Here is a 16,803-nt window from a genome sequence, read left to right on the forward strand (position 1 = left end):
GGCCCTTGTTGTTGGCATTGTCTGCAAATGTAATAGCCCCCTGCAGGCTGTTCGCATCCCCTTGCAGCGTGCCATTGTTGATCACGGTCCCGCCGCTGTAACTGTTGTTGCCCACCAGAATGTACGTTCCGGTTGTGTTCTTGACCACCTGACCGCTGCCGCTGATGTCCCCCGTGAGCGTATAGGTTCCGTTTGAAAAATACGAGTCCAGCACCAGCGTCGCGTCGTTCACCACATTGCCTTGCAGCGCCCCGGCAACACTGGTCAGCGTGCCGTCCTGAATCTGTGTGCTGCCAGAGCCCGTTGTCGTCCAACTGCCTTGAAGAGTGAGTGTTCCGCTACCGGTTTTATAGATATTGCCTGTCCCGGTCACTGAACTGGTGCTGGCAAACGTTCCATTGGCGGTCTGGTTAAACTCCAGCTCCGCATTGTTGACAATTGCGCCACGCAGACTGCTTGCATTGCCTTTCAAACGGCCAGCACTGACTGTGGTGCCACCGGTATAAGTGTTGCTTCCGGTCAGTTCCAGAATTCCGCTGCCGGTTTTGTCCAATCCATTGCTGCCTGCGATCACGCTTTGGATGATAGCGGTGTTACCGGCCCCGACATCCACAGCAGACTGTGGGCTCACTCCGTCGCTCACCAGGGTTAATGTACCACCGGTCAGCGTATAACCATCCAGCAGAAAACTCAGTCCTGTCGCCTCCACCGTACCTGATATAGTGACCGTACCCGCCGTATTGCCTGCAAAAATAGCGTTATCTGCGCTGCCCATTGCAGTATTTGGTGTTGAGGCAGTCGAATCCGTCCACACATCGCTGGTTGTTGACCAAGTCCCACTGCCCCCTTCCAGATTACCCACACCGCCTTCGGCATTCCAGTAACTGTCAGCCCATGCCCCACTGGAGCCCAGCATGAAAACAGCACCTAAGGTGCTGAGCGTAAACCGCTGCAATCTGCTGCGCAAAGGTTTATCAGCCGGAGTACGTGAAGATTTGTTTTTTGACCTGCCCTTGGCCAGTTCGGATACAACTTGAAAACAACCCAGGGAATGATTCCAGACAACGCGATAGATGCAGTTCATAAGAGCCCTTAGTAACAGTCTTAGACAACTGTAATTTTTTATTCTTCTTTCATAGAAAAGCACTGGGCCTTGGCAGGTTGCAGCCGGCTACACCTGCCCGAATATTGCTTTTGATTCGCAGGCCCTTTATACAGAAAGAAAAACCTTGTGTGAATTGGGGACAACAGTTGAAAGTATGCCTATGAAACACACTTTTTTGGCGAAAAACCACGCGGTATATTCAAGCATGACTTTTCGCTTTTTGATCAAGCAGTTATATGACTTTAAGAAGGCATTGCCTGAGAATTGTTACTTTTTTATACAGTTATTCGCCTATGACAGCAATACCTTATGCCCGTATAACCGACGTTTCTGTTCGCGTTATTGAGCCCACTCGGGCATACTCCGCCCCCCGGCTTATGCCAAGCTTTTTCATAACTCAGCAAGGGTGTTTCGCTACCCTGCGCTTTTTCTTTGTTTGCAGCCACGTACACAATATGCACCTGCCTCCAGACTGGTATGGATCAATTGACAACTGCCATACCAACCCCCGCTGCTGTCAAACACACATCGCATGCTAGGCAGAAACGCTTTTCCAGCTTAAACCAAACTTTTGCAGATACTTCCGCAACCGGTCCGCATCATTAACCACTGCGCGCTGTTCACGGGTTGCATTAAACAGCTTCCTGCCAGCCTCTGACAACGTTTTGCTTTGACGGCATACGGCTACAACCGACTGCAACTGCATCCGGTCAAACAGATCCATCTGCGTCCATACCTCTTCGCCCAGCAATGCCTGCAAAAATTCCGCATCCACACGCCCTGTTTTTTCTGCCATACCATCCGGTCTGTGCCACATCCATTGCAGGCGCTGAATTTCCGCCTCCACCAGCTCCACGGTAATCCGCCCCCCATCAGCCAGCGTGGCCATACGCGCAATAGAAGCCGTCAGGTCACGGAAGTTACCCAGCCAGCAGGCCTGAACCGACTGTGCAAAATCAAAATAACATTTTTTAGCCTCGACATTGAATCTGGCTTTACGCCCCGTATCCTGTGCCACCAGCGTCAGCAGGTAATCAACGTTAGGCTCAATATCCTCTACACGCTCACTCAGCCCAGGCAACACGTATGTCCACAAATTAATGCGCGCAAACAAGTCTTCACGAAAATGACCAGCCGCCACCTCTTTTCGCAAATCGCGATTGGTCCCTGCAATCAGTTGAAAATCGCTCTGCACCTCGTGATCAGCCCCCACCGGCAAAAAACGCTTTTCCTCAATGGCTTTAAGTAGCATGGCCTGTTCATCCATTCCCAGCTCGCCAATTTCATCCAAAAACAGCACGCCTTTATGCGCCAGCCGCAGCAAACCGGAGCGGTCCACCACGGCACCGGTAAACGCACCCTTTTTATGTCCGAACAATGTGGAAGCCGCACCATCTCCCCGCAAGGTAGCACAGTTCACCTCCACAAATTCGCCTGAGACCTGATGCCGCGCTTTTTTCAGCTCATACACCTTGCGCGCCAGAAAAGACTTGCCCGCCCCGGTTGGCCCCACCAGCAGCACAGGCGCCTTGGAGCGCACCGCAATGCGCTCTATCTCTTCAATCATTGCGTTAAAACGTATATTACGCGTTGCAATGCCGCTTTTCAAAAATGTCAGCGCATCTTCCCGATCCGCATTAAAACGCTGTGCAATACGGTCATAGCGCGACAAATCCAGATCGATCAGTTCTACACGCCCAGCCCCTTTCGGCTCACTTTTAGGGGGTGGTGCTGTCTGCAGCAACACACCGGGAATAAAGTGCGCCTCCACCATCAAAAACATGCAGATCTGCGCCACGTGTGTCCCGGTTGTAATGTGTGCCCAATATTGTTCTTTTTCCAGGTCAAACGGATATGTCCGGGCCCAGTCATAAACGGCGGTATACACCGCGTCAAAATCCCAGGGGTTGGCTAAAGGCATCAGCACCAGATTAACCTGCGTATGCGGAGAAACCTGCGCAATATCGGCAACAACCCACTTTGCCAGTGTTTCATGCTGTGGCGCATAAAACAACTCAATCCGGTCTACCGGCTTATCCGGCTGCTGTGTCACCGAAACAGTGGGACGCCATTTATCCCAGCGCCGTGCAGACATACCGGAATCCAACTGTGTTCCCAAAAAACCAATGACAACTGTTTTTTTATTCATTATCTAATTTTATAAAAATATAGTTATAGAAATAACTATTATATATTTTTAAATCATGTAACCAAACTCTTATTTTGGGATAAAAATAATTTTTACTCATAAAAACAAAGCGTTAAAAACTTTTATGCATTATTTATCCATTCCTGGCACGCCTGTTGCAGTACATAAAGCATAACAACAAGTTGAATGAGTGAATCAAAATGGTCAACATCAATGTATTTCAAACTTTTCGCGGAAAAGCCTTGCCGCAGGCAAATGCCAAAAACGAGGCCAATGCCATTGCTTACGCATTGAGCCCGCGGCATCAACTGGCGCAACTGGCAGCCACAGGTTGCCTGAACCAGACTTTTTACGTCAACGCCGAATCGCAACTGGATACAGTATTGGCTTTGACAAAAAACATGGAACCCGCATTCATTGCCAAAATAGCGGTTTATGCCCGCGAAGCAGGCTACATGAAAGACATGCCCGCCTTGCTGGCCGCAGTATTGGCCGTGCGTGATGTGCAATTGCTCTCGCAGGTATTTGGCCGTGTGATCAACAACGGCAAGATGCTGCGTAACTTTGTGCAGATCATGCGTAGCGGCGCTGTTGGGCGTAAATCACTGGGAACCCGCCCTAAAAAGCTGGTGCAGCAATGGTTGCTGAACGCGTCTGAAAAACAGTTGCTGAACGCTGCCGTTGGCAACAACCCAACCCTGGCCGATGTAGTGAAAATGGTGCACCCTAAACCGGAGCAGGCGTGGCGTACCGCATGGTTTGCATGGTTGATCGACCGTGATTACAACATGGCTGACCTGCCGCCTGCAACACAAGCATTTGAACAGTTCAAACAGGCCCTTCGAAGCGGGCAACCGCTGCCCGCACTGCCTGATGTGCCGTTTCAGATGCTGACTGCACTGGAGCTGACAGATACGCAGTGGGCAGAAATTGCCCGCAAGGGGTCATGGCAGATGGTTCGGCAAAACCTGAACACATTTGCACGCCACGGTTTGTTTAAGCAAAAAGGCATGGCAGGTCTAATTGCCGCAAAACTGCGGACCCGTAAAGCCATTGCCAACGCCAATGCAATGCCGTACCAGTTGATGTCTGCCTACAAAATGACGGGGAATACGGTGCCACATGTGGTGCGGGAAGCGTTGCAGGATGCGATGGAAATCGCTCTGGCCAATGTGCCTGCGATCAATGGCCAGGTGGTGGTATGTCCTGATATTTCAGGCTCCATGCACTCGCCAGCCACCGGCTACCGGCGTGGTGCAACATCGTCTGTACGCTGCATTGATGTGGCTGCACTGGTTACCGCAGCCATGGTGCGCAAGAATCCGCAGACCAGAGTGCTGCCGTTTGAAAACGTTGTGCGTAAGATTATTCTGAATCCACGTGATTCGGTTATGACCAACGCCGAAAAGCTGGCCAGCATGCCCGGAGGCGGAACCAATGTGAGTGCGCCACTGGCATGGTTGAATTCGAAAAATGCCAAAGTGGATCTGGTGATTCTGGTATCGGATAACGAATCGTGGCTGGATAACCGCGGCCACGGTGCAACGCAGACCATGCGTGAATGGGCGCAGATTAAAAACCGCTGCCCAAAAGCAAAACTGGTGTGCATTGATATCCAGCCATACGGGACCACGCAGGCGGCAGAACAGGCCGACATCATGAATGTGGGCGGGTTCTCAGACGCTGTGTTCGATACCATCGCCACATTTGCACAAAATGACGCTGGAGCCAACCACTGGGTTGATGTGATTGAAAACATTTCGTTGGCCCAGATTTAAAACCGAAATGCTGTTTTGATAACCGCAGCCTGTGCGGCACAAGTAGTGCAGGCTGCACTAAAAAAGATATTGAAAGGAAAAATACAAATCCGCTGCTGAATGCCTGGTGTGACTACATTCCTTTGTTACAGGCACAAACGTCTCACCAATTTGTTTGTCAGCAGTGTGGTTTGTTTTGTGATTGATCTGGTTTCGTTGCTAAAAGGGTGAATGCCAGAACAGGACTACATTTTGAGGAAATGCTTCCGTCTTGCTCACTCACTTGTCACTCTGATAGCAACTTACGGTTCAAGCTTATGTTTTCACCATGAATGCAAAGACACACCATAAAGAGTATTGATATGTTTAATCCAAATGAATTGAAACACACGCTGGAAATCAAATCAAAGTCCTACAACACGTTGATGTGGATTAACAGCGTCATATACGAAAGCCGTTCCTTATCAAAAGTCCGGGCTTTTGCTGAAGTAGCTGTTGACACTGAAAAGTGGGTGAAACAACATTGCGCTCTCATTCCTGAGCACTGCAAGCCTTTGCCTGAGGAAATACCTGCGTTCAGCCATTTGCTTCACTCTTACTTTCACATTTCTTTCGTTCTGACTGGCGATTTTGACAAACCGCACAATGCGTTAAAGCACATGTCATTTTTTGTATTCCGTGCATTCATGTACCCTTTTTACATATCTCTCAGACATGTCACCAAAACCAATAAATTAGAGGCAGAAAAAATGATGATTACCCAATTAGCCCATACAGCCGAAAAGCTAGGTTTAGAAACCGACACTGAGCAACTGCAAACCATGCTGAAAGATAAAAACCTGCATGAGCCTATAGCAATATGTGCATATGCAACCGACTTGCTTCAAAGGCAAAAGGGGCAAATCAATGGCGTACCTGTTTTAGCACTCTGGAGAAAATTTGCATGGAACTATCATGGCTCGCCAAAGAAAAACTTTAAACTGACCGTTGATATGATCATGAATGCCCAACACTGCATCCAAAATGAATTACTTTTAAGGTTGCCACCTTTAAAGCAGCCACTCAGTTGAAGTACCATTTTTTTGAAAAGTGTTTGCAAATGCATGTGAAACTACACACTTTTAATGTCCGGGTCGCAGGTTCGAGTCCTGCCGTTGAGGGTGCCAGCCACCATCAACGTAGCTCAGTTGGTAGAGCAGGTGTTTCACAACCCCTTGTTGCAGGCACTTTTCTTCTGAATTCCGATAAAGAAGACTTTTCCCTTTTGTCCACAAATAACCGTAATGACTCAATAGCATTTTCGAGAATATCCACCATGTTTAACAAAGATGAATTGACACTTGCGCTTGATCTTCAGGCACGGACATACGAATTGCTTCGTTGGGCAGCCTCGGCAGCTCAAAAAGGATTTATTCCTTTTGAACACATACATACCTATTCGTCCCAATCTTGCGCAGCAGCGGATTGGATTAACCGCAATTACGATAATATTCCGTTAAAGGCCAGGCCTGAGCGGCGATACATTCAAAGGTTCAGTGCTTTGTTCTCGACTTACCTTGAAAACTCTTTTAATTTATTTGATGCGCCCTCTCTTGCAGTAAAGTCGCCTCAAACAGCTGACAAGAAACGGGCACAGAAACTGATGCGTCAGGAGCTGCATAGAATTGCATCTGAACATGATATTCAATTAACCGATGACAAATTTGAACACATGCTTACTGCGCCAGATCTTCGTGAGTCGATTGCGCTTTGCACTTACGGCAGCGATATTTTTCACCGAATCAACGGTGTCGCTTCAGGAGCTGCAACTGTGGTTATATGGCGAAAATTTGCGTGGTGGCCCACAGGAAGTCCAAAGAGAAATTTTCAATTGACCGCAGACATGATTATCGAAGCAGAAAACCTGCTGTACAACCATATACTTTCATATCAGAAAAACCATGACATCACAAAATAATTATCTTGAAGAACCTGTTGAAAACGGTGTACCACTGAAAATGTGGGTGAAAGGCGTCCCTGTGGAACCAGGGGCCCGTGAGCAGTTGAAAAACGCTGCGCGCCTGCCCGTGGTGTTCAAACACATTGCTGCCATGCCTGATGTGCATGTGGGTAAAGGTGCGACAGTCGGTTCTGTTATTCCTACCATCAAGGCCATTATTCCGGCTGCGGTGGGTGTGGATATTGGTTGCGGCATGATGGCCTGCCGCACCACGCTGCGCGCAGAAGACCTGCCGGATAATCTGGCGCCGCTGCGTAAAGCCATTGAAAAAAGCATTCCGCATGGGCGTGAACCCGGCCCACGTGACCCCGGCGCATGGAACCGGCCACCTTCTGCCGTTGATAACGCCTGGGCACAACTGCAACCGGAATTCAAAGCCATTTGCGAAGACTACCCCAAACTGGAGAAAACCAACAACTACACCCATTTGGGAACACTGGGAACAGGCAACCATTTCATTGAAGTCTGTCTGGACGAAACAGGTTTTGTCTGGTTCATGCTGCATTCCGGCTCACGCGGTGTAGGCAATGCAATTGGCACGTTGTTTATCAATCTGGCCAAAGAAGATGCCATACGCAATGACGTGCACCTGCCGGATCAGAACCTGGCGTATCTGGAAGAAGGCTCACGCTACTTTGGCGACTATGTGCGTGCGGTCAACTGGGCGCAGAAGTTTGCCCGGATGAACCGCGAAGTAATGATGCAGCGTGTGATTGGCGCTGCCCGTGAAATCATCACCAAACCGTTTGAAACGCATGTAGAAGCGGTCAACTGCCACCACAACTATGTGCAAAAAGAACATCACTTCGGTGCAGATGTTTTTGTTACACGCAAAGGTGCGGTGAGCGCCAAGGCCGGAGAGCTGGGAATCATTCCAGGCAGCATGGGTGCGCGCAGCTACATTGTGCGCGGCAAGGGCAACCCGGAAAGCTTTACCAGCTGCTCACACGGCGCAGGCCGCGTCATGAGCCGTACTGCGGCTAAAAAAGCTTTTACGCTGGCAGACCACAAAGCGGCTACCGCCGGTGTGGAGTGCCGAAAAGACGAAGCCGTCATTGATGAGACGCCACAAGCGTATAAAAACATTGACGCTGTCATGCAGGCACAGCAGGATCTGGTTGAGGTTGTGCATACCCTCAAGCAGGTGGTGTGCGTGAAAGGGTGACTTTGAGCGGATGCAGGTTAGAAACTGTATCCGCTCATGTATCAAACTATTTTTGCATCAGTTGTTTTGCCGGTACGAAATCACCGGTATAAAAATACAAACGACCCAGTTACAACTGCATCACCCTGGGTCAAGTGATGTTTTATCGCATGCAGAGTATGCACATTAATATACACGCTCCTTGAGAAGGGAGCTGTGATGTAGAATCGGAAATCCAGGGCACAGTACGCTTTCAATTGATTTGCCCTGAACAAGACACCGATTCATGCACAGCGACAAAAACTCCCACATCAGCATACTGGCAATCATCACCGCCTTATGCCTGCTGGGAGACTCCATGCTTTACATTGTGCTGCCGGTTTATTACCAGCAAGTCGGACTCAGCTCGCTGTGGGAGGTCGGCATTGTCCTGTCGGTTAACCGGCTGGTGCGTCTGCCACTCAATCCGCTCATTGGCTGGTTTTATAACCACATCAGTGAGCGCACCGGCATACTCATTGCTGTAGCACTTGCTGTGCTGACCACCATAGCTTATGGCTGGCTGCCGGGGCTGGTGTGGTGGATTGTGGCCCGCTGCCTGTGGGGCGTTGCCTGGACGCTGCTAAGACTGGGTGCACTTTTCAGCATCTTGCGGGTCAGTTCCACGGAAAACCGCGGACAACTGACAGGCAAGTACAATGGCCTGTACCGCCTGGGCAGCCTTGGTGGCATGTTGCTGGGCGGGTTGCTGGCTGACCAGATCGGTTTTCAAAATACGGTATTGATTTTTGGCGCAGTGACTGCCTGTGCAGGTTTTCTGGCATTTTCCCGGTTGCCCAAAGGCATGGCAACATCCGAAAAAACAGTTACAAAACAGCGCAGTGTCATCAGAGCATTCGCTGAACTGGTCGGGCAACCCCACGTGTTGTGGATCATGGCCAGTGGCACTGCCGTTGCGTTTGTCACACAAGGTGTCATCGCTTCAACGTTAAGCCGGTTGATTGACACGCATACAAATGGAGATATCACTATCTGGGGCATGATGCTGGGAGCAGCAACACTGGCCGGATTTTTTCAGGCCTTGCGCTGGGGCTGGGAACCATGGCTTGCTCCCTTTGTCGGCCAGCTGTCAGACCAGCGCTTCACGCGTACAGGCATGATGTATGCTGCATTTGGCGTTGGCGCGGCCGGTATGCTGTTGCTGGCATTGAACCTGCCATTGTTTCTGTGGTTTTTATGCCTGCTGATCGTGCAACTGATTGCCACGATTCTCAATACGGTGACTGAAGCCCTGGCCTCGGACACGGCATCCAAAAACGGTGGGCGGGCATTGCTCATGAGCTTTGCACTGATGGTCGATGTTGGCGCTGCGATTGGCCCGCTGGTGGCCTACTTCATGAATGCCTACTGGGGCATTAACTCCGTTTATCTTCTGTGCGCTTTGCTGTTTTTGGTTCTCTGCCTGAAGTGGTATTTTTATCAGAGAAAGACAAAGCCGGTTTCCAATTAACAAATGGCAGCGAAGACCGTGTATAGACAGTGATATACGACCGGCTCCCTGCTGTTGAACTTTACCTTATTATTGCCTCACCAATGAAATTAACTCATCGAGAGAAAGCCATGGACGCTTAGCGTGTACCACTCTATGACAATTTGGACACAGTAAAACCAAATCCTCTATTTTTGTTTTACTATGCTCACCCAATGTATGAATTGGCTTTGTATGGTGAACATCTATCAACCCCTTACCTGCCTCACCATACTTTTCTGCAAAATCAAAATGACACGCAAAACAAAATAGCTTCCCGTATTTTTTCAATACATTATTTTTTACTTGTTTCACTAATTTAGGGTTACGCTCTCGAATACGATGCATGCGCGTTAATACACGCCCTTCTGATGCTTCGCTCATTTCCCAATCCTCACTTAACTCTATGTTAAGTTTTTCGGGCTCGCTGACTGCAATCGCTTGGCGAATTGCGTGCGCTACGACAGAAAGCTGATTTGGTTGATGGGCAAATTCATCCCATACAACTATTTCTTCTTTATTTCCTGCAGTTAACCCTTTTTTACCTTCGTTAATATAAAGAGGATCTAAACGGCGAAAATTCATCAACTTCATAGAAACCGCGTTCGGGTTTCTATATGTAGAGCTATCTTTGGTCCGTCGCAACATCGCCCCCATTTGATTGAGCAAATGTGATAACTCTATAACGGAAGCACTTTTAGGCCCTGGTAAAGACTGACGACATTTAAAATACAAATCTAACGCCAGAATAAGCTCATCTCTTATCCAGGGTGGATTGCGCGACGTCTTTTTCATTTCACTCCACCGTCACGCTCTTAGCCAGATTGCGCGGCTTGTCCACATCGGTGCCGCGCGCGCCAGCAGTATGGTAAGCCAGTAATTGCAGCGGTACCACATGCAGTATCGGTGAGAGTTGCCCGTAGTGTTCCGGCATGTGGATGGCATGGACCCCCGGCTCACTGTCAATCTGCGTACCACCATCGGCAAACACATACAGTTGCCCGCCACGCGCGCGCACCTCCTGCATGTTGCTCTTGAGTTTTTCCAGCAGTTCATCGTTGGGCGCTACCACCACCACCGGCATCTGGTCAGTCACCAAGGCCAGCGGCCCGTGTTTCAGCTCCCCCGCCGGATAGCCCTCTGCATGGATGTAGCTGATTTCCTTGAGTTTCAGCGCGCCTTCCAGCGCTATCGGGTAATGCAGGCCGCGCCCCAAAAACAGTGCATTTTCTTTACGGGCAAAAGTTTCCGCCCATGCCATGATCTGTGGTTCGAGCGCCAGCACGGCCTGCAATGCATTGGGCAGGTGTCGCATGGCCGTCAGGTATTTTTCTTCATGTTCGGCTGGCAGGCGTTCTTTAACTTTGGCCAGCGTCAGGGTTAACAAAAACAGTGCTGCAAGTTGAGTGGTAAACGCTTTGGTCGATGCCACACCAATTTCAACCCCGGCACGGGTCACATACGACAGCTTGCATTCACGTACCATGGCGCTGGTCGCCACATTGCAAATGGTCAGTGTTTGAAACATGCTCATCGACTGCGCGTGACGCAATGCGGCCAATGTATCAGCGGTTTCTCCGCTTTGGCTGATGGTGACCACCAGCGTTTTCGGATTGGGCACACTGTAGCGATAGCGGTATTCGCTGGCAATTTCCACCGTGGTTGGAATGCGTGCAATGCCCTCCAGCCAGTAACGTGCTGTCATGCCGGCATAGTAGCTGGTGCCGCAGGCCAGAATCAGGATGGAATCAATGTCTTTGAAAACTGTTTTTGCATCTTCGCCAAACAGGGTCGGAGAAATGCCTGCCACACCTTCCAGCGTATCGGCAATGGCACGGGGCTGTTCAAAAATTTCTTTTTGCATGTAGTGGCGGTACGGTCCCAGTTCCGCAGCACCCGTATGCGCATGAACCGTACGCGGCAGACGCTCGGCCGATTTACCCTGTGCATCCAGCACCCAGTAGCGGTCGGTCTGCACATCAACCACATCGCCGTCTTCCAGATAAACGATCTGGTCTGACACGCCAACCAGCGCCATGGCGTCGGATGCCAGAAAGTTTTCTCGCTCTCCCACACCCAGCACCAGTGGCGAGCCCTGCCGTGCACCCACCAGGCGGTGCGGTTCATCAGCACAGAAAACCGCAATGGCATATGCCCCCCGCAATTGCGAGCGAACCTGCTGTACCGCTTCAAACAGGTCGCCCTGGTAGTGATAGTCAACCAGGTGCGCAATCACTTCTGAATCGGTCTGGCTGCTGAAGTGGTAGCCCTTTTGTTGCAATTCACTGCGCAACGCCTCATAGTTTTCAATGATGCCGTTATGGACCACGGCTACCCGGGCCCGGACTTTGTCGCCCTGGTGAATGCCGAATGAAAAATGCGGGTGCGCATTGTCGGTCACCGGTGCACCATGTGTTGCCCAGCGGGTGTGTGCAATACCGGTTACGCCGTTCAACCCCGTCTGCTGCACCTGTTGTTCCAACTCAGAAACACGGGCCGTACTGCGCGCGCGCTTGAGTTCACCATCCTGATGCACCGCCACACCACACGAGTCATAGCCACGGTATTCCAGCCGTTTAAGCCCCTCGATCAATACCGGAACAATATTGCGATAACTGACTGCTCCTACAATGCCGCACATGGTTGACCTCTTTTCTGCTACTGCTATGTGTGCCAATGTCCTGGCACCTATCGTTTCAAATTGTCAATATCTTACTCAACCCGCAGGAAAATGTGCTTTCATATATCATTAGAATATGAAATTTATTTTCATTTAATATGTAATAAGAAATATAATTTCATTAATTTAATAAAAAAGAAATTATATTTATATTTTTGATTGGCAACCATGGATAGCATTGATCTGAAATTATTGCATTTGCTGCAAACAGATGCCTCTTTAACCCAGCGGCAACTGGCTGAAAAAGTGCATATCTCTGCGGCAACAGCGTTAAGGCGTATTAACCGCCTGAAGCAGACCGGGCATATTGAACGGCAGGTTGCCATTCTCAGCCCGGCCCGACTGGGTGCTTACCTGCAGGTGATTGCCGAAATCACACTGGACCGGCAGGACAGCGCTGCACAAGATGAATTTGATGCCCTGGTCGCCTCGGTAGATGCCGTACAGCAGTGCTATCGCGTCAGCGCAGGGCCGGATTTTATACTGGTGATCACTGTGGCAGATATGGCGGCTTATCAGGCTTTAGCTCATGACGTGTTCTCTGCCCACCACAATGTGCGCAATGTACGTGCATTCTTCTGCACCCAGCGCAGCAAGTTCACGACCCAACTGCCTCTGCCTGCGCCCTGAACGCACAATGTGCCTCCTGACAGTCAGGCATTTCACTCTTTTTAAATAAAGCCATTACAATGGCGCTACTCCTGTGGGGAGTAGCCGCTGTAATCGTTGGGCCGAACAGGCCGGCAGATTGCAGGATCGCGTCAACATGCTTGCTGTACTGATCAGCATGGCGCGTTCGGTTCCAGCAGAGGCCTTCAGCTTAATGCATTCAAGGCTGCATGCGGTTCTGGCGAGACCATAGCGAGATTATCCTGTTGCCGGGTTGGGCCGGGGTAATCGCGCTTTTGTTGTCTCTTGCCCAGCCCATGATATTGCTCACAACTCAATGGAAGCTTTTCTCACCTCTGCTGGCCTGGTTACACTGGGCGAAATCGGCGATAAGACACAACTTCTGGCACTGATGCTGGCCGCACGTTTCCGCCGTCCCTGGATCATTGTGCTGGGTATTCTGTGCGCTACTTTACTCAACCACACACTGGCAGGCCTGCTGGGCGGTTGGATACGTACCACCCTGTCCCCGGATGTACTGCGCTGGGTATTGGGCGGTGCCTTTATTGCCATGGGCGCATGGGTATTGGTTCCCGACAAACTGGATGATACCGGCGAACAGGAAAACGCTTCGGCACCCAAGAACGCCTGGACGGTATTTCTGGTTACGCTGACAACGTTCTTTCTGGCTGAAATGGGCGATAAAACCCAGTTGGCAACCGTTGGTCTGGCAGCGCACTTTGACTCCCTGACCGGTGTGATTGCAGGCACCACATTGGGTATGCTGATTGCCGATGTGCCTGCCGTGTGGCTCGGTCACACAGCAGCACATAAAATGCCGTTGAAACTGATCCGTGGCATTGCGGCCCTGTTTTTTGTGGGCATCGGTGTGTGGGTACTGTGGTTTGGCGTCGGTAAACCTGAGGCACCGGTGGCATCACTGCACACACCGGCACAAACCACAGCGCACGCGCTCACCTCCTGGCAACCGCCATTGCAAGCATCTGTTTTATATATCCAAACGTGACCACACACCTCCCCATCAAAAAGGGCACTTATGTGCCCTTTTTTGCAGAGAAATATCATGTGCCATCATGATGGGTCACATGGATGACCCGGCATTGTTATTGGGCTGCCATTTGAGCAGCCGCTTTTCTACCAGCGTCACCATATAGTCCAGCACCAGCGCGCACAGTGTCAGCACGATGATGCCGGCAACCACTGTATTGGTATCAAAGCTGCCTTCGGCCTGTAAAATCAGGTGCCCCACCCCGCGGTAAGACCCCAGGTATTCACCCACCACCGCCCCGACAAACGCCATGCCCACAGATGTATGCAGGCTGGAAAACACCCAACTGGTGGCGGAAGGCAGGTAGACATAGCGCAATAACTGCCGGCGGTTAGCCCCCAGCATACGCGCATTGTTCAGCAGCACGGAACTGACCTCGCGTATGCCCTGGTACACGTTAAAAAACACGATGAAAAAAACCAGCGTGAACGCCAGGGCAACTTTGGATTCCACATCCAGCCCGAACCACAGCGCAAAAATAGGCGCCAGAATGACACGCGGCATGGAATTGGCCGCGGTAATGTACGGTGCCAGAATTTCACTGGCGCGCCGGGAAAGCCCCAGCCACAACCCCACCGCCAGCCCTGCAGCAGTGCCCAGCACAAACGCAAGCACGGTTTCAATCATGGTCACAGCCAGGTGCTCATAAATATCGTGCTCAACGACAAACCAGTCCCAGATGCGCCGCGCTACCTCAAGCGGCTCACCGAAATACATGACCCAGGTCTGGTTGCGCGACACGCCCCACCAGACACCAATTAAAACAACCAGCACCAGAACCTGCCACACCCGCAGCATGACCCGTTGACGCACGTATTCAGACATGTTTTTACTCACTTTTTCTTTTGCTGAGCGTAGCCTTTAAGCACTTCTTCCCGCAACTCCGCCCAGATGGCTTCATGCAGTTCGACAAAACGCGGGTCCGTTCGGATTTCGGCCACATGGCGCGGGCGCGGCAGATCAATTTCAAACTCGCCGATCGGGTGTGTGGCCGGCCCGGCTGAGAGCACCACCACCCGGTCACTCATGGCAATGGCCTCGTCCAGGTCGTGCGTGATGAACAGCACGGCCTTGCGCTCTTTCATCCAGATATCCAGCACTTCGTCTTCCATCAGTTGCCGTGTCTGGATATCAAGCGCGGAAAACGGCTCATCCATCAAAATAATATCCGGATTGCGAATCAGCACCTGTGCCAGCATGGTACGCTTGCGCATACCGCCGGACATTTCATGCGGATAGCGGTCTTCAAAACCGTTTAAGCCCACACGCTGCATCCATTCCAGCCCCAACGCACGTGCAGCCGATTTGGCCGTACCGCCAAACTCAAGCCCGGCAGTCACATTATCCAAAGCATTGCGCCAGGGCATCAGTGACTCGCCCTGGAACATATAGCCTGCTCTTTTGTTCAGCCCCGTCAGCGGCTGACCAAACACCTGTACGCTGCCTTGCGTGGGCTGTAACAGGCCCGCACCCACATTCAGCAAAGTGGACTTACCGCACCCGGTAGGCCCTACCACAGAAACAAATTCGCCGGCCGCAATATGCAGCGTGACATCCTTCACCGCTGTATAGGACTGTCCGGCATGGTCACGTGCAGGAAAAGTACACGTGACCTGATTCAAAGAAAGCGCAATATCAGGCATTGGGATACTTCTGGTTAGCGACCCGGACAAAGTCATTGGTCCAGGCCTTGGCTGTATCCACCTTGTCGGCTTCAAACCTGGGCGTAAATGCTGCCAGCACCTTCAATGCGGTTTGTGCGCCATCTTCCGGGAACATGCCGTCAGGAGACAGCCCCTGCAGGTTATGGCCCAGCGACGTTTTGTAAAGCGCCGGGTCACCCAGCAGGTAAGCGGAAGGAACGGTTTGGGCAATCTCTTCCACACCGGCCTGCTGAATCCATTTGTCTGCACGCACAATGGCGTTGGTAAGCGCCTGGGTCACATTGGGCTTTTTAACGATAAAGTCTTCCGGCGCATACAAGCAGCTTGAAGGCATTTCGCCACCATACAAATCGATCGTTTCCTGCACCGAGCGCGTATCCACCACCACGGTCATTTCATCACCTCCCACCAGCATGGAGGTCACCGGGTCCAGGCTGGTAATGGCATCAATCTGCCCGCTGCGCATGGCGTTGAGCGCGCTCACACCAGTACCCACACCGACAAATGAAACATCTTTTGGATTAATGCCATGTTTGGTAAGCAGCAGACTGGCCATCACGTTGGTGGATGAGCCCGGGGCGCTCACACCAATGCGCTTGCCTTTGAGCTCTGCCACAGATTTGTAATCTGGCATGGTCTTTTTCGACACGCCAAACACAATCAGCGGCGTGCGGCCCTGGGCCACAAACGCGCGGAAAGGCTGCCCTTTGGCATGCATGGAGATGGTGTGCTCAAACGCCCCTGACACCACGTCCGCACTCCCGCCGAGCACAGCCTGTAATGACTTGGAGCCGCCGGCAAAATCAACAATTTTGACCTGCAGCCCCTCATCCTTGAAAAAACCTTTTTCTTCGGCAATAGACAGTGGCAGGTAATAGAACAGCGGTTTACCGCCCACTGCGATAGTGATTTTTTCCTGCTCCAGTGATTGCGCCCGCAGAATTGCCGGGACCCCCATGGCTGCCGTACTGGCTGCAGCCCAGGCGATGGCCTGACGACGTGTGATTTTCAACATAATCTCCTTTTACATGTATCTCTGATTTTCAGCGCCCGGTAATCGTAACGATACCATGTGGCCGCCGAACAGCCGTTGCCCCAA

General features: G+C 51.2%; 14 protein-coding genes and 2 pseudogenes. 8 read left to right on the forward strand and 8 right to left on the reverse strand.

The features are described 5' to 3' along the window. On the reverse strand, window positions 1-916 hold a 916-nt coding region (locus AACY98_RS09020), incomplete at its 3' end, for an autotransporter-associated beta strand repeat-containing protein (protein ID WP_339804250.1). Here AACY98_RS09020 and AACY98_RS09025 point away from each other — a divergent pair. Beyond that, window positions 915-1,037 (forward strand): hypothetical protein, encoded by a 123-nt coding sequence (locus AACY98_RS09025; protein WP_339804253.1) that lies wholly within the window; start codon window positions 915-917, stop codon window positions 1,035-1,037. The two genes, AACY98_RS09020 and AACY98_RS09025, sit on opposite strands and share 2 nt — an antisense overlap. On the opposite strand, the pseudogene AACY98_RS15040 reads toward AACY98_RS09025, so the two are convergent. Then, window positions 1,022-1,084: pseudogene (locus AACY98_RS15040) on the reverse strand (ESPR domain-containing protein); the annotation flags it as partial. The gene AACY98_RS09025 and the pseudogene AACY98_RS15040 sit on opposite strands and share 16 nt — an antisense overlap. 556 nt (window positions 1,085-1,640) lie before the next feature. Next, on the reverse strand, window positions 1,641-3,254 hold the full coding sequence (gene rtcR, locus AACY98_RS09030) for an RNA repair transcriptional activator RtcR (RefSeq protein ID WP_339804256.1): 1,614 nt from the start codon (window positions 3,252-3,254) through the stop codon (window positions 1,641-1,643). Between the two features lie 200 nt (window positions 3,255-3,454). Between rtcR and AACY98_RS09035 the strand changes: the two genes are divergently transcribed. The 5 genes from AACY98_RS09035 (at window position 3,455) to AACY98_RS09055 (ending at window position 9,664) form a co-directional block, all read left to right on the forward strand. Continuing rightward, complete coding sequence (locus AACY98_RS09035) at window positions 3,455-5,032, forward strand: vWA domain-containing protein (RefSeq protein WP_339804259.1); 1,578 nt, start codon at window positions 3,455-3,457, stop codon at window positions 5,030-5,032. Between the two features lie 341 nt (window positions 5,033-5,373). After that, complete coding sequence (locus AACY98_RS09040) at window positions 5,374-6,081, forward strand: hypothetical protein (RefSeq protein WP_339804260.1); 708 nt, start codon at window positions 5,374-5,376, stop codon at window positions 6,079-6,081. Next, window positions 6,078-6,968, forward strand: coding sequence for a hypothetical protein (locus AACY98_RS09045; RefSeq protein WP_339804263.1), 891 nt, complete (start codon window positions 6,078-6,080; stop codon window positions 6,966-6,968). Before AACY98_RS09040 ends, AACY98_RS09045 begins: the two co-directional genes overlap by 4 nt. Next, entirely contained in the window at window positions 6,952-8,175 is a 1,224-nt protein-coding gene (locus tag AACY98_RS09050; protein WP_339804266.1) for an RtcB family protein, read from the forward strand. The genes AACY98_RS09045 and AACY98_RS09050 overlap by 17 nt, the downstream gene beginning before the upstream one ends. Window positions 8,176-8,440: 265 nt before the next feature. Then, the gene (locus AACY98_RS09055; protein ID WP_339804269.1) at window positions 8,441-9,664 is read left to right on the forward strand and encodes an MFS transporter; all 1,224 of its coding nucleotides are present in this window, start codon (window positions 8,441-8,443) and stop codon (window positions 9,662-9,664) included. Between the two features lie 69 nt (window positions 9,665-9,733). Here AACY98_RS09055 and AACY98_RS09060 read toward each other — a convergent pair whose 3' ends face one another. Both AACY98_RS09060 and glmS read right to left on the reverse strand, forming a co-directional pair. Beyond that, window positions 9,734-10,477 carry an HNH endonuclease gene (locus AACY98_RS09060; RefSeq protein ID WP_339804271.1) on the reverse strand — a complete coding sequence of 248 codons (744 nt, stop codon included), beginning with the start codon at window positions 10,475-10,477 and terminating at the stop codon, window positions 9,734-9,736. Window position 10,478: 1 nt separating this feature from the next. Then, complete coding sequence (glmS, locus tag AACY98_RS09065) at window positions 10,479-12,323, reverse strand: glutamine--fructose-6-phosphate transaminase (isomerizing) (RefSeq protein WP_339804273.1); 1,845 nt, start codon at window positions 12,321-12,323, stop codon at window positions 10,479-10,481. Window positions 12,324-12,530: 207 nt separating this feature from the next. Here glmS and AACY98_RS09070 point away from each other — a divergent pair, with 207 nt between their 5' ends. Next, window positions 12,531-12,992, forward strand: a complete 462-nt coding sequence (locus AACY98_RS09070) for an Lrp/AsnC family transcriptional regulator (RefSeq protein WP_126978743.1) — start codon at window positions 12,531-12,533, stop codon at window positions 12,990-12,992. 316 nt (window positions 12,993-13,308) lie between these two features. Next, window positions 13,309-13,887, forward strand: a pseudogene (locus AACY98_RS09075) (TMEM165/GDT1 family protein); the annotation flags it as partial. A 186-nt stretch (window positions 13,888-14,073) separates the two neighbouring features. Here the strand turns inward: AACY98_RS09075 and AACY98_RS09080 are convergent. The 3 genes from AACY98_RS09080 to AACY98_RS09090 are packed head-to-tail and all read right to left on the reverse strand — an operon-like array spanning window position 14,074 to window position 16,716. Further along, complete coding sequence (locus AACY98_RS09080; protein WP_126978739.1) at window positions 14,074-14,865, reverse strand: ABC transporter permease; 792 nt, start codon at window positions 14,863-14,865, stop codon at window positions 14,074-14,076. Between the two features lie 8 nt (window positions 14,866-14,873). Then, on the reverse strand, window positions 14,874-15,683 hold the full coding sequence (locus tag AACY98_RS09085; protein ID WP_126978737.1) for an ABC transporter ATP-binding protein: 810 nt from the start codon (window positions 15,681-15,683) through the stop codon (window positions 14,874-14,876). Then, window positions 15,676-16,716, reverse strand: coding sequence for an ABC transporter substrate-binding protein (locus tag AACY98_RS09090; RefSeq protein ID WP_423817561.1), 1,041 nt, complete (start codon window positions 16,714-16,716; stop codon window positions 15,676-15,678). Before AACY98_RS09090 ends, AACY98_RS09085 begins: the two co-directional genes overlap by 8 nt. Window positions 16,717-16,803: the final 87 nt, after the last annotated feature.

Origin of the sequence: Saezia sanguinis (assembly GCF_963921665.1) — a bacterium.
In the GTDB taxonomy this organism is placed as follows: domain Bacteria; phylum Pseudomonadota; class Gammaproteobacteria; order Burkholderiales; family Burkholderiaceae_C; genus Saezia; species Saezia sanguinis.

Excerpts from the sequence above, each read along its gene's own strand:
- AACY98_RS09025 (WP_339804253.1), top strand. The coding sequence starts at position 915 with ATGAAAACAGCACCTAAGGTGCTGAGCGTAAACCGCTGCAATCTGCTG.
- rtcR (WP_339804256.1), bottom strand. The coding sequence starts at position 3,254 with ATGAATAAAAAAACAGTTGTCATTGGTTTTTTGGGAACACAGTTGGAT.
- AACY98_RS09035 (WP_339804259.1), top strand. The coding sequence starts at position 3,455 with ATGGTCAACATCAATGTATTTCAAACTTTTCGCGGAAAAGCCTTGCCG.
- AACY98_RS09040 (WP_339804260.1), top strand. The coding sequence starts at position 5,374 with ATGTTTAATCCAAATGAATTGAAACACACGCTGGAAATCAAATCAAAG.
- AACY98_RS09050 (WP_339804266.1), top strand. The coding sequence starts at position 6,952 with ATGACATCACAAAATAATTATCTTGAAGAACCTGTTGAAAACGGTGTA.
- AACY98_RS09055 (WP_339804269.1), top strand. The coding sequence starts at position 8,441 with ATGCACAGCGACAAAAACTCCCACATCAGCATACTGGCAATCATCACC.
- AACY98_RS09060 (WP_339804271.1), bottom strand. The coding sequence starts at position 10,477 with ATGAAAAAGACGTCGCGCAATCCACCCTGGATAAGAGATGAGCTTATT.
- glmS (WP_339804273.1), bottom strand. The coding sequence starts at position 12,323 with ATGTGCGGCATTGTAGGAGCAGTCAGTTATCGCAATATTGTTCCGGTA.
- AACY98_RS09070 (WP_126978743.1), top strand. The coding sequence starts at position 12,531 with ATGGATAGCATTGATCTGAAATTATTGCATTTGCTGCAAACAGATGCC.
- AACY98_RS09080 (WP_126978739.1), bottom strand. The coding sequence starts at position 14,865 with ATGTCTGAATACGTGCGTCAACGGGTCATGCTGCGGGTGTGGCAGGTT.
- AACY98_RS09085 (WP_126978737.1), bottom strand. The coding sequence starts at position 15,683 with ATGCCTGATATTGCGCTTTCTTTGAATCAGGTCACGTGTACTTTTCCT.